Genomic DNA, 12,799 nt, shown 5'->3' on the forward strand with positions numbered 1-12,799 from the left:
GCGCGGCCGAGAACACGACCTGAACCGCCATCGCCAGCACCGCCAGCCACGACGTCAGATCTCGTATCCCTCTTCGCCGAACAAAATTCATGACGACCCAAGGAGCCCTTTCGCCCGCGATTAACGCGGACGACCAAACAAACCGGGACGCATCACAAAACCCGAAAGTTTCGAGATCGCCCAGTATCGCCGTCTAGCATCGAGCAGCACATCCCCGCTTGCCCGGCAGCAATTGGAAACGAATGCTAGTCGGCGTAGCGGACGACGGAAACGGAAATCATACGACGGCAACCGGCGCCAGTGTCGCAGGTCACGACACCCGCATTCAGCCCGCCGCCGCACCCGCCCCGTCGAGTTTCAGCCGCCGCATCTTGCGCCATAGCGTGGTGCGGTCGACGCCGAGATATTTCGCCGCCAGAGACTTGTTGCCATTGGCATTGGCCAGCGCTTCCTCGATCCGCTCGCGCTCGTCGTGGACGCCATTGCCATTGCCATTGCCATTGCCGTTCCCCGACCTCGGACGCACGTTGATGCCGCTGTCGCCAAGCGTTGCCGCCCTGATATCCTGCGGCAGGCTCTCCGGGCGGATGACGTTGCCGACCGAACAGATCATCGCGTGCTCGATGGCGTTTTCCAGCTCGCGCACATTCCCCGGCCAGGGGTAGTTCATCAGGATATTGGTGGCCTCCGGGCTGTACTGCACATTGGCCGGGTAGCCGCGCCGCTCGAGCTGGCGACAGAAATGGCGCAGCAGCAGCGGGATATCGCCCGGCCGCTCGCGAATCGCCGGCACGTGCAGCGGGAACACCGCCAGCCGGTAATAGAGGTCGGCGCGGAAATAGCCCTGGTCGACGAGTTCGCGCAAATGCCGGTTGGAGGCACTGATGATGCGCACATCCACCTTCACCGACTTGTCGCTGCCGACCGGCTCGAAGGCACCATCCTGCAGCGCCCGCAACAGCTTGGCCTGCAGATGCATGGGAATTTCGGCGATTTCGTCGAGAAACAGCGTACCGCCGTCGGCCGCCTTGAAACGTCCCTGCCGGTCCTGATTGGCGCCGGTGAAGGCGCCCTTCACATGGCCGAAAAGCTCCGATTCGAGCAGGCTTTCAGGGATCGCCGCACAGTTCACCTCGACGAACGGCCTCGCCGAGCGCCGGCTCAACCGGTGCAGCAGCCGCGCGATATGCGTCTTACCGGTCCCCGATTCGCCCTGCAGCAGCACCGGTGCCTGCATCGGCGCGACCTTCTCGACCCTGTCGAGAATGTCGAGCATGGTCGGATCCTTGGTCACCAGGTCGCCGCTCGCCCGGTCGAGCAGGGTTTCGAGTTGGCGCTTGTTGGTGCGGTCCTGAATGATCACCAGCCGCATGTTGCCCTGCGCCTCGCACGCCCGGCAGCAATGGAATTCCAGATCGCGGACATCGTCCTCGACCGGAATCTGCATCTCGAAGCGGATCAGACTGGAGACCGGCCCGCTTTCCTCTTCCGCCGCGCGTGCACGCGCAACGACTTTTTCCAGCGCGTCCTGCAGGTCGACGCCCTTGATATCGGCAAGCGACTGCAATGGCATGTTGCCGGAATGCCCGAGCAACTGACCGGCGGCCGGGTTCTGATACAGCACCAGACCGTCGCGATCGGTGAGAATTACGCCTTCATCAATATATGAAACGATGGCCTCCAGCAGCGGCAGGAGATCATCCATTTCCCGAAAAATATCCCTCTCCGGCTGAAATAACATAGACCGAACCCCTCCCGTTGCTGGTCTCGTCAGCAGTCCTTTTCGGATCTTCCGTATATTGTTGCAGCAACGCACGACAGTTGCAACACTCGTCAAACGCCCTTTGAGCGGATTTTTGTATTAGAAATCCGTGAATTAGCAGAAATCCGTACCTTGACGGGTGTTGCACGGAGCGTTTCGATGCAACAGTTTAACCACTAAAAACACTCAGTAAATTCAGTTATTTACTCTCTGGCACACCTATTGCTTAATAGCTCCCAAGAAAAGACGCCGCATCGATACGTAAGCGACGCTAACCATATGGGAGGGAAGAGTGGCAGAACTGTTTTCCGCGGAATGGATGGCCGGTTTCCGCGAAGCCTGGAACGCCGAACCGGCGCTCGCTGGCGAACTCGCCAAGATCGGTTTCAACTCCACCATCGGATATGGCTTCAAGGGTGAGCCGACGCCGCGCGGTGTGCTTGTGATCGAGAACGGCACCGCAACCCACGGCGGCGCCTTCGATGGCGAGGAAGTCAACTGGGATCTGCGTGCCGATCAGGGCACCTGGGAAGGCTGGATCCGCAAGCCGCCCGGAATGATGGGTCTCGGCATGGCCTACACGTCGAAGAAGCTGCAGTTCGCCATCGGCGACTACGCGGCGATGATCAAGGACCCGCGTATGGCCGGTCCGTTCATGAAAAGCTTCGCCGTGATGGCAGACGTATCATGAGCAACACCCGCTCGTTCGCCACACCGGCTGCCCTTGCTGTTTTGCTCGCGACGTCGAGTATCGGCCTTGCTGCCGACTACGAAACGGCAATGGTCGAGGTTACCGCGGTCGGCGACGCCGCCGTCGTCGGGGCGACGGTGGTGCCGTACAAGGAAGTGGTCGTCTCGGCGATGGTGCCGGGACAGATCCGCTTCCTGGCGGGCCACGAAGGCGACCGTTTCAAGGCGAATACCCTGCTCGTCCAGATCGACGACGACGACCTGCAGGCCAAGCGCCGCGCAGCATCCGCCGCCGTGATGGCCGCACGCTCCGCCATCGATCAGGCCAATGTGCAGTATTCGCGCGAGCTCGTTTCTCCGCGGATCAACCGCAGCATGAGCCAGCCGACCGGCTTCGGCGTGCCGTCCATGTTCGATTCCTTCTTCACCCGTCCGTTCTCCAACGCGATGGGCCTGTCGAACCCTTGGGTGGAACGCTATGCCGACCTGCAGGGACAGGTGAGCGGCCTCAACCAGGCCAACAGCTCGTACCTGCAGGCCCGTGCCGCGCTTGACGAGATCGACACCAAAATTCGCGATGCCCGCCTCTTTACACCGTTCGATGGCGTGATCACCGCGAAGATGGTCGAGGTCGGCGACAACGCCCAGCCGGGTCAGCCGCTGATGCGTTTTGCCTATGTCGACTTCCTGCGCCTGCAGGCGGAAGTGCCGGTGCGCCTCGTTGCTTCGTTGCGCAAGGGCCAGTTCCTGCCGGCCCGCCTCGATGTCGGCTCCGGCATTCTGGTCGATGCCCGCGTCTCGCAGATCTACCCGATCGCCGATCAGGCCCGCCACACGGTCACGGTCAAGCTCGACCTGCCGCAGGGCGTTCCCGGCGGCCCGGGCATGTATGCCGAGATTCGCATTCCCGATCACACCACCGATGCCCGCAGCCTGCCGACCGTACCGCGCAAGTCGCTGGTCCAGCGCGGCAGCCTGTTCGGTGTCTACGTGCTCGAGGATGGCAGACCATCGCTGAAGATGGTGCGGGTCGGCGGCGACGCCGGCGAGGGACGCGTATCGGTGTTGTCCGGTCTCAAGGGCGGCGAACAGGTGATCGTCAATCCGAGTTCCGATCTCGGCAGCCACAACGCACGTCAAACCGCCGGCGACTGAGCTCGAAAAGTCGCCTGCATTAGCCCAATCAACCGATTTTTCCTGTCGGAACAGAAGTAGTGTGCCATGACCGACACGACGGAAAATAAGAACGAAGAAGCGACCGGCGCGGAAGGCGCTGCCGCCGCACCGTCTGCCGTGCAACACGCGCTCGGCATGGCCGGTTCGATGGCGCAGACCTTCATCCATTCGCCGCTGTCGCCGCTGTTCCTGATCTGCTGTCTTGCTGCCGGCATTCTCGGCCTCGCCGTGACGCCGCGCCAGGAAGACCCGCAGATCTCCGTCCCCATGGTCGACATCTTCTTCCAGTATGAAGGTGCCTCGACCGAACAGGTTTCCAGCCTTGCCGTCGATCCGCTCGAGCGGATGATGAGCGAGATCCCGGGCGTCAAGCACGTCTACTCCGCCTCCGACCGCGGCCAGGGCATGGTCACGGTGCAGTTCGAGGTCGGCGAGAAGATGGAGCCCTCGCTCGTCAAGCTCTACGACAAGCTCTATTCCAACCTCGACAAGATTCCGCCCGGCGTCTCCGAGCCGCTGGTCAAGCCGAAGGGCGTCGACGACGTCCCCGTCGTCACCATCACCATGTGGTCCGACAGCATCGACGATGCCGGCCTGCGCCTGCTCGGTCTCGAGGTGCTGCAGCGCATGAAGGAGGTGCCGAACACCTCGCAGAGCTTCATCGTCGGCGGCCGCTCCGAGGAAATGCGCGTCGAGGTCATCCCCGAACGTCTGTCCGGCTACGGCATCAGCCTCGATCAGATCGCCGGCACCATCACCTCTGCCAACCAGCGCAAGCGCGTCGGCGCCTCGGAAATCGACGGCCGCAGCTTCGATATCTTCTCCGGCGACTTCCTGCGCCACGCGACCGATCTTGAACATCTGATCGTCGGCACCTTCAACGGCAACCCGGTCTATCTGCGCGACGTCGCCATCGTCACCGAAGGTCCCGGCGAAGGCGCCAATGTGGTGCAGTATTTCACCGGCCCGGCAGCGTCCGACGACGCCCGCAAGATCCCGCAAGGCGCGCCGGCGGTGACCATCGCGGTGGCCAAGAAGACCGGCTCGAACGGCGTCACCGTCGCCGATGCGATCCTCGAAAAGGTCGAAGCCCTGAAGGGCCGCGTGATCCCCGACAATGTCGAGGTCGCGCTGACCCGCAACTACGGCGAGACCGCCAACGAGAAGGTCAACGAACTGATCTTCAAGCTGTTCGTGGCGACCGGCGCGGTTACCGTGCTGATCTGGATGTTCCTCGGCTTCCGCGCCGCGATCGTGGTGCTGATCGTCATCCCGGTGGTCATCCTGGTCACCGTCTTCTCGGCCTGGATCCTCGGCTACACCATCGACCGCGTGTCGCTGTTCGCGCTGATCTTCTCGATCGGCATATTGGTCGACGACGCCATCGTCGTCGTCGAGAACATCTACCGGCGCTGGCTGATCAAGGGCGAGGTCGACACCCCGACCACCGTCGATGCGGTGCGCGAAGTCGGCAACCCGACCATTCTCGCCACCTTCACCGTCATCGCAGCCCTGCTGCCGATGGGCTTCGTGTCCGGCATGATGGGCCCCTATATGGAGCCGATCCCGGCGCTTGGCTCGGTCGCGATGCTGTTCTCGCTGATCGCCGCCTTCGTCTTCACCCCGTGGCTCGCCTACCGTATCCGCCCCTCGCTTTCCAAGCTGAACAAGGCGCAGGAGAAGGAGCACAAGCAGGCTGAGGCACTCGGCAAGTTCTACAACGGCCTCTTGGTTCCGTTCATGAAGAACCCCGGCATGAACCGGATGCTGCGCTGGGGCGTGTGGGTGATCTTCGGGCTGTCCTGCCTGCTCTTCTACACCACCCATGTGGCGGTGAAGATGCTGCCCTTCGACAACAAGCCCGAATTCAACGTCGTCGTGAACATGCCTGAAGGCACGGCGCTGGCAACCACGGCGAACGTCACCCAGGAACTGACCAACCGGCTGCTGCAGATCCCCGAAGTGACGGCGATCCAGACCTATGCCGGCACCGCTTCGCCGTTCAACTTCAACGGCCTCGTGCGCCACTACTATCTGCGCCAGCGTCCGTGGGAAGCCGACATCCAGATCCAGCTTCTCAACAAGAGCGACCGCGACCGTTCGAGCCACCAGATCGCCGTCGAGGCGCGTGCCGCGCTCGACGAGATCGCAGCCAAGTCCGGCGCGCGCGTCGCCGTCATCGAGATGCCGCCCGGACCGCCGGTGCTGCAGACGCTGGTCGCCGAGGTCTATGGCCCGAATCCGGAAATGCGCCGCCAGGTCGCGCAGGACCTCACTCACCTCTTCGAGCAGGCGCCGAAGGTCGTCGACGTCGACAACTACATCGCCGACACCCACAACATCTGGCACTTCACCATCGACCGGCAGAAGGCGCTGCTGAAGGGCGTCTCGATCGAGAGCGTCAACCGTCAGCTCGCCATGGCGCTCGGCGGCTTCAAGCTCGGCGACGCCAAGCTCGGCCATGAGCTGGAACCGCGCTACATCGTGTTGCAGGCACCGCTCGACATCCGCAGCCAGATTTCGCGCCTCGGCGAAGTGCCGATCCGCACCCAGGCCGGCACCTTCGTCCCGCTGGCCGAAATCGGTCGCTTCGAATCCGTGCCGAAAGAGCCGCTGATCTATCACAAGGATCTGCGCCCGATCGAATACGTCACCGGCGACGTGGCCGGCCGCCTCGGCGCGCCGATCTACGGCATGCTCGAAGTCGGCGACCTGTTGAAGGATTACCGCACGCCGGACGGCAAGGAACTCGCCGCTCACTGGATCGGCCCCCCGGAAGACAACTTCGCCTCGGCCTTTGAATGGACCGGCGAGTGGACCGTCACCTACGAAACGTTCCGCGACATGGGCATCGCGTTTGCCGCTGCCATGGTGCTGATCTACATGCTCGTGGTCTGGGAATTCGGCAATTTCCGCCTGCCCGGCATCATCATGGCGCCGATCCCGCTGACCCTCATCGGCATCGTGCCCGGCCACTGGATCCTCGGCGCGGAATTCACCGCCACCTCGATGATCGGCTTCATCGCGCTCGCCGGCATCATCGTGCGCAACTCGATCCTTCTGGTCGACTTCTCGCGCCAGGCGGTCGAACAGGGCGTCGACGTCCAGGAAGCCGTCGTGCAGGCCTGCCGCACCCGGACACGGCCGATCATGATCACCGCCTTCGCACTGCTCGCCGGTTCGAGCGTCATCATCACCGACCCGATCTTCCAGGGCATGGCGATCTCGCTGATGTTCGGCGGCATGGTCTCGACCCTTTTGACGCTGATCATGATCCCGCTGGCCTGCGTGCGCACCCGCACCGCGATCGTCGAAAGCATCGAGGCCGAACACCAGCGCCGTGGCGAAAGCGCCTGCGTGGCGATGACCCCGGCGCAATACGACGTGGCTGATGAAGAACCCGGTCTCTTCGCCCGTCTCGCGAGCTGGGGCCCGGTCGCCGTCGTGATCATGTGGGTCACCATGGCCTTCTACGCCCTGCGCGCCCTGCCGTTCTTCCTGTGGCTGGCAATCAAGGAAGGCGCCAAGGGTATCGCCGCCCGCTTCCGCCGGCCGCCCGAGCCGGCCACGACGACGACGCCTCCCGCCGCCCCCGTGGCGTCGCCGGCACCTGCTGCACCTGCAGCCGCTCCGGTCGCCGAAGTAGCGCCGCAACCCGTAGCGCCGAAACCGGCCGCGGCAAAAGCCAAACCGGCTGAAAAGAAGAGCGAGACCGCGACGCCGAAGACCGCTGCGAAAAAAGCAACCGCCAAACCGGCCGCGAGCAAACCCGCACCCGCAGCCAAAGACACACCGGAACCGGAAACCGAACCGGCGACGGAATCCGCTGAAGAAGCACCGGCTGAAAAGCCGACGACCACGGCGAAGCGCGGCACGACCAAGCGCACCGCGACGACGCGCGCGCCGAGCAAGAAGGTGACGGCCAAGCCGGCACCGAAGAAGCACCCGGCGACGCGCTCGGCGCCGGCGAAGAAGAAACCCGCGACCACCCGGACGCGGCGCAAGACGGAGGACAAATAACATGCGCAAGTCGATCAAACTGGCTCTGTTGGCCGGCAGCGCGCTCGGCATCACCGTCCTCGCCGATGCGTCCGGCGCTCTCAGCCCGGCAAACGGCATCGCGCTCGCCTTCTTCGGCAATTACGCCGCCAACGGCCGCGTCGCAGCGGTGCTGCCGCGTAGCGCCAACGATGCAAACACCTCGGGCTTTGTGCGCAGCTGGACCCCGGTCAGCGGATCGGAGGACCGGTCCGCAACGCCTTCGCGCAACGCACCCGCCGAAACCCGGACGGCGCAGGCTCAGGCCCCCACACCGGCCTCGCCCTACACCAATTATCCGCCGCTCGACTTCGACCCCGAAAAGGCAGTTTCAGGCGGCTTCTCGATGACGGTTACGCAGGGCGTGTCGTCCCACAACGCGTTCAATCAGCCGATGCAGCCGCCGGCTCCGCCGCAATACACGCCGCCGCAGCCGCCAGCACCGCCGCAATTCGCGCAGCCGGAACCGCCGAAGCCGCCGCGGCCGCCGGAGCCGCCGAAATTCGGCCCCTATCCGGAGCTGCCGAAGCCGGCCTACCAGCCGCCGCGCCAGGCCGCGCCGGCCTATGCACAGCCTAACTACGCGCAACCCGCCTACCAGGCACCGGCGTATCAGGCACCGGCGTATCAGGCTCCGGCGTATCAGGCTCCGGCGTATCAGCCGCCACGCCCGGCAGCCCGCCCGGCTCCGCGTCCGCAACCCTACGCAGCGCCGCAATACGGCTATCCGCAGCCCTATGGCGCAGCGCCCGCCTACCAGCAGCCCGCCTACCAGCAGCCCGCATACCAGCAGCCGGCCTACCGGCAGCCCGCGTATCCGCAGGCACCGGCCGCGCCGGCTTATCCCTACGCCGCGCCGGGCTATCCGGGTGGCCAGTGGCAGGCACCACAGCCGCCTTACGGCTACGCACCGCCCGCACCCTATGCACCGCAGCCGGTCGCACCGCGCTCCAGCCTTGAAACAGGCAAGAACGTCGCCCGTGCCGGCTCGGTATACGACCCGTCCGGCCGCTACGGCGCCTATCCGGCACTGCCGGGCGAGGCACGCCGCGCAACACCGGCCCGCCAACCCGCACCGCGCCGCGATCCGAGCGCCAACGGCCAGTTTGCCCGCGGCGTCTATCCCGACGCGTCGGGTACCGGCGCTCCGGAAATGGCGGCGCGCAATCCCTGGACCATGGACAGCACGGCGCTTGCCGCCTGGCAGCCGGGCTGGCGCCCCGCGCCGAAGGCCAGCGCCCAGGCGCGCAGCATCGCGCCGCTGCGTATAGAGCCGCGCCGCGCGAAGCCGGCGCCGCAGGCCTCCGCCGTGCAGCCCTTTCATGGCCCCTATCCGCCGCTTGGAGCCGACGACTTCATCGCGCCCGTCGCCTCGGCGACCGGCAGCTACGCCCTCGCCGCCTGGCGCTGAGCGAACCCGAACCGGAGACACACGCGTGAAACACGCCGTCGCCATATCGCTGCTGACACTGGGGACCGCCCTTTCGGTGCCCGGCCAGGTGCTGGCGGACAACCCGTGGGCCGCTGCGCCCGCGCCGTCCCCGCGCCCGGACGTCGTGGCGCCCGACGGCACCAATGTGTTCTCCGGTCAGGCCAATTCCCCGTCCGCGGCGGAGGATTGGAACAACGTAACCCCGCCGGACACAAGCACGGGTGAGAGCAGCTACACGCCACCGGCCTATACGGCGCCTGCAACCGAAGAGCCAGCCTACACAGCGCCCGTCTACAGCGCGCCGACCTATCAGCAGCCCGCCCTGACACCGGGCACCGGTGCTCCGTTCGCGACCGGCTATCCCGGCGCGGGTTATCCGGCTTACGGCTATCCGGTCGGGGCTTATCTGGGCGGCGGATATCCGCTCGGAGGCTACCCGCTGCCTGGATACACCGGCCTCGCCTATCCGGGATACGGCACGCTGACGCCAGGCCTCAACGCCTACGGCCTGCCGCTCGCGGCCGGCGCCTACCCGTACGGCTATGGCGCCCCCGGCTTTTACGGACAGAACGGCCTCTACGGACAGAACGGCCTCTATGGGCAGAATGGCCTGTATGGGCAGAACGGCCTCAATGGCCTCTATGGCGCGCCGGGCCTGTGGGGTTCGCCGACCGGTCTTTATGGCGCACCCGCCAGCCTCTACGGCACACCCTACTCCGGCCTCGGCGGCCCGCTTAGCGGCTGGGGAACGCCCGGCGGCTGGGGCGGTCCGTCCAGCGGGTGGGGCACGCCCGGCGGTTTCGGAAATCCAATCAATCGCTGGGCCGGCCCGTTCGGCGGTGGCGGTGGGCCTTGGGGAGGATCTCCCTTTGGCTGGTAACGACAGAATTTCACGAATCCGGACGATCACGTCCGGTCAGGTTGCGGATGACTCTCCCTCCGTCCGCAATCCTTTGAAAGGGGCGAGGGAGAAGCTCTCAAGGAGTAAGGTAATGATCAAGAATCTTCTGAAGGCGACGGCTCTGGCCGGTGTGCTCGGCTTGTCCGCGCTCTCGCTGACCTCGGGCGATGCCCAGGCTTGGTGGGGCGGTCCCTGGGGCGGTGGCCCGTGGGGCGGTGGTCCTTGGAATGGCAACGGCTGGGGCAATGGCGACTTCAGCATGAACTTCTCGGGTCGCGGCAACGGCAACGGCTACGGCTATGGCCATCCGGGCGGTTACTACGGTGGTTATCCGGGCTACTACGGTGGCGGCTATGCCCCGTATGGCTACGGCGCTCCGTACGGCTATGCCCCGCCCCCGCCGCCGCCGATGCCGGCCCCGGCTGCTCCGGCGGCCCCGGCTGCTCCGGCTGCTCCGGCGGCCCCTGAGGCTCCGGCCCAGTAAGACCACGGGATGGAGACGAGTGCCGGATCACCTTCCCCGGCATTCGTCCTCTCCCGCAGCGCGGCGGCCGGAGATAGGGCCGGCCGCCAGCGCATGCTTGCCGGAAAACTCCTGACAACAAGCCGGCGAGACGTTACCCGGAAAACCCGATCACCAGAGTCGGAAGCGCTTGAGTGTCGCGCCATAGAGCCAAACCGGTTCGGTCCGCTGCTTGAGACGAGAAAGGCGAGGAAATGCGCAAGACGAAATCACTTACCGGTCTCATCATCGGCGCCCTGACCCTGCTCGGCGCGGGAACGGCAGTTGCCGGTCCGGTCGAATTCAGCGCCGACGCGAAGATTACCCAACCCGGCGCGGGCGCCCAGACGGGAACGCTCTATGTTTCCGAACGCGGCATGCGCCTTGAAGCCGAACACAACGGCCGCAAGATCGTCGAGATCCGGCTGCCGAAGGAGCAGGTCAACCGGATCCTGTTCCCCGACGACAAGACCTACGTCGAGATGCCGCTGCCGCCGGGCATGACCGCTGGCGCGACCCAGAAAGACAAACCCTGCGAAACCTCCGAGATGATCGCCTGCGAACAGGGCGATGACGAGGAGCTGGATGGCGCGAAGCTGCAGACCTGGACCGTCAAGCCGACCGGCGCGCCGAGCGGCATCAAGGTTTGGTGGGATGCGACACGCAAGATGCCGATCCGCCAGATGTTCCCCGATGGACGCTCCATTCAGGCGACCATGAAGGGCTCTGAGACCTTCGCCGACCGTTCCGTCGAGCGCTGGGAGATCTCCTTCCAGATGCCGGGTGCCCCGGCCCAGACCGGCACCATCCTGCACGATCCCGAATACGGGCTGAACGTGTTTGAAGGCCTACCGGGCGGCATGCAGCGCGAGCTGCGCAACGTCAAGATGGGTGCGCCCGACGCGGCCCTGTTCGAGGTGCCCGAAGGCTACACCATGATGGGTCAGCCGCCGCAGGATGCCCAGCAGATGCAGCAGCCGCAGCCGCAACAGGTGCAGCCGCAACAAATGCAGCATCCGCAGATGCAGCGCCCGCAACAGCCCTACCCCTACGGCGGATCGGCCGGTTATCCGGCACCGCAGCCGCAGGCCTACGGGCAGCCTTACCCGGCGCCGTATCCGCGCCAGCCCTACCCGGCTCAGCCGTATCCCCCGCAGCCTTATCCCGGTCAGCCGTATCCCGCACCCTATGGCGCGGCACCCGGCCAGCCGCCCCGGTAAGGCACAGCGGAAATCGAACGAACAAAGCCGGCGTGGTACCCCACGCCGGCTTTTTGCTGTCCGCATTGATGCCGATGTCAGCCGGGATAGGCGACCGCGGTCTGGTCCTGCTCGCCGAGCCCCCCAACGCCGAGGCGTAGCGTATCGCCGGCCGTCAGGAACCGCGGCGGCTTCATGCCCATGCCGACACCCGACGGCGTTCCCGTCGCGATGATATCGCCCGGCTGCAGCGCCATGAACTGCGACAGATGGCTGATGATTTCGGCCACCGAGAAGATCATGTCGCCGGTCGATTCGTCCTGCACCCGCGTGCCGTTGAGCTCGAGCCACAGATTGAGCGCCTGCGGGTCGGCGACCTCGTCGGCCGTCACCAGATAGGGACCGATCGGACCGAACGACGGCGCCGACTTGCCCTTGATCCACTGACCGCCGCGCTCGATCTGGAACGCCCGCTCCGAAACGTCGTTGATGACGCAATAGCCGGCGACCACCGACAGCGCATCGGAGACGGAGACATGCTCGACGTGAGCGCCGATGACGACGCCGAGTTCCACTTCCCAGTCGGTTTTTTCCGACCCCTTCGGGATGATCACCGGATCGTTCGGCCCCGACAGCGCCGAGACCGCCTTGGAAAACAGGATCGGCTCGACCGGTTTCGCCATGCCAGCCTCTTCCGCGTGCTTGGCGTAGTTGAGGCCGATGCAGAAGAAGTTCGGCACCGAGGAAAGGCACGAACCGGTGCGCTGCTCGCCCTCGACCACCGGCAGCGTCGAGAGATCGAGCGCCTTCAGCTTGTCGAGGCCGGCGAACGAAACCGTCTCCGGCCCGAGATCGGCAATCACGCCGGAAAGATCGCGAATGCGCCCGTCAGCATCGAGCGCGCCGGGTTTTTCCGATCCCTTCGGACCGTATCGAAGCAGCTTCATCGCCTTGTCCCTTTTCTTTCAGTCACGCACGCCGACAGGTATCCCGCCCGGCATGGCGTTGGATTTCGCGTTCACCTAATCTTGCCCGGGCGACAATGGCAAGCGAGGCGATTGCACAACACCTTTTCCACCTTCGTCACCCCCCTCGCCGC

General features: G+C 65.2%; 9 protein-coding genes and 1 pseudogene. 7 read left to right on the plus strand and 3 right to left on the minus strand.

What is annotated here, in order from left to right:
- Positions 1 to 325: 325 nt before the first annotated feature.
- On the minus strand, positions 326 to 1,741 hold the full coding sequence (locus C0606_14055; GenBank protein ID PLX36413.1) for a Fis family transcriptional regulator: 1,416 nt from the start codon (positions 1,739 to 1,741) through the stop codon (positions 326 to 328).
- A gap of 313 nt (positions 1,742 to 2,054) precedes the next feature.
- On the opposite strand from C0606_14055, the gene C0606_14060 reads away from it, so the two are divergent.
- The 3 genes from C0606_14060 (at position 2,055) to C0606_14070 (ending at position 7,648) form a co-directional block, all read left to right on the plus strand.
- Complete coding sequence (locus C0606_14060) at positions 2,055 to 2,453, plus strand: SCP-2 sterol transfer family protein (protein PLX36414.1); 399 nt, start codon at positions 2,055 to 2,057, stop codon at positions 2,451 to 2,453.
- Entirely contained in the window at positions 2,450 to 3,607 is a 1,158-nt protein-coding gene (locus tag C0606_14065) for an efflux RND transporter periplasmic adaptor subunit (GenBank protein PLX36415.1), read from the plus strand. The genes C0606_14060 and C0606_14065 overlap by 4 nt, the downstream gene beginning before the upstream one ends.
- A gap of 66 nt (positions 3,608 to 3,673) precedes the next feature.
- Positions 3,674 to 7,648 (plus strand): acriflavin resistance protein, encoded by a 3,975-nt coding sequence (locus C0606_14070; protein PLX36416.1) that lies wholly within the window; start codon positions 3,674 to 3,676, stop codon positions 7,646 to 7,648.
- 406 nt (positions 7,649 to 8,054) lie between these two features.
- Here C0606_14070 and C0606_14075 read toward each other — a convergent pair.
- Positions 8,055 to 8,198, minus strand: a pseudogene (locus C0606_14075) (alpha/beta hydrolase).
- Positions 8,199 to 8,819: 621 nt separating this feature from the next.
- On the opposite strand from C0606_14075, the gene C0606_14080 reads away from it, so the two are divergent.
- The 4 genes from C0606_14080 (at position 8,820) to C0606_14095 (ending at position 11,721) form a co-directional block, all read left to right on the plus strand.
- Positions 8,820 to 9,077: a hypothetical protein gene (locus tag C0606_14080; protein ID PLX36417.1), complete on the plus strand. Its 258-nt coding sequence runs from the start codon at positions 8,820 to 8,822 to the stop codon at positions 9,075 to 9,077.
- A 25-nt stretch (positions 9,078 to 9,102) separates the two neighbouring features.
- Entirely contained in the window at positions 9,103 to 9,978 is an 876-nt protein-coding gene (locus C0606_14085; GenBank protein ID PLX36418.1) for a hypothetical protein, read from the plus strand.
- 115 nt (positions 9,979 to 10,093) lie between these two features.
- Positions 10,094 to 10,483, plus strand: coding sequence for a sulfur globule protein CV1 (locus C0606_14090; GenBank protein PLX36609.1), 390 nt, complete (start codon positions 10,094 to 10,096; stop codon positions 10,481 to 10,483).
- A gap of 233 nt (positions 10,484 to 10,716) precedes the next feature.
- Positions 10,717 to 11,721 carry a hypothetical protein gene (locus tag C0606_14095; GenBank protein ID PLX36419.1) on the plus strand — a complete coding sequence of 335 codons (1,005 nt, stop codon included), beginning with the start codon at positions 10,717 to 10,719 and terminating at the stop codon, positions 11,719 to 11,721.
- A 77-nt stretch (positions 11,722 to 11,798) separates the two neighbouring features.
- On the opposite strand, the gene C0606_14100 is transcribed toward C0606_14095, so the two are convergent.
- Complete coding sequence (locus C0606_14100) at positions 11,799 to 12,647, minus strand: 2-hydroxyhepta-2,4-diene-1,7-dioate isomerase (GenBank protein ID PLX36420.1); 849 nt, start codon at positions 12,645 to 12,647, stop codon at positions 11,799 to 11,801.
- Positions 12,648 to 12,799 lie beyond the last annotated feature (152 nt).

The organism is Hyphomicrobiales bacterium (assembly GCA_002869065.1).
Classification (GTDB): domain Bacteria; phylum Pseudomonadota; class Alphaproteobacteria; order Rhizobiales; family Rhodobiaceae; genus Rhodobium.

Coding starts and splice junctions, on each gene's coding strand:
- C0606_14070 (PLX36416.1), top strand. CDS start 3,674: ATGACCGACACGACGGAAAATAAGAACGAAGAAGCGACCGGCGCGGAA.
- C0606_14080 (PLX36417.1), top strand. CDS start 8,820: ATGGCGGCGCGCAATCCCTGGACCATGGACAGCACGGCGCTTGCCGCC.
- C0606_14095 (PLX36419.1), top strand. CDS start 10,717: ATGCGCAAGACGAAATCACTTACCGGTCTCATCATCGGCGCCCTGACC.
- C0606_14065 (PLX36415.1), top strand. CDS start 2,450: ATGAGCAACACCCGCTCGTTCGCCACACCGGCTGCCCTTGCTGTTTTG.
- C0606_14100 (PLX36420.1), bottom strand. CDS start 12,647: ATGAAGCTGCTTCGATACGGTCCGAAGGGATCGGAAAAACCCGGCGCG.
- C0606_14055 (PLX36413.1), bottom strand. CDS start 1,741: ATGTTATTTCAGCCGGAGAGGGATATTTTTCGGGAAATGGATGATCTC.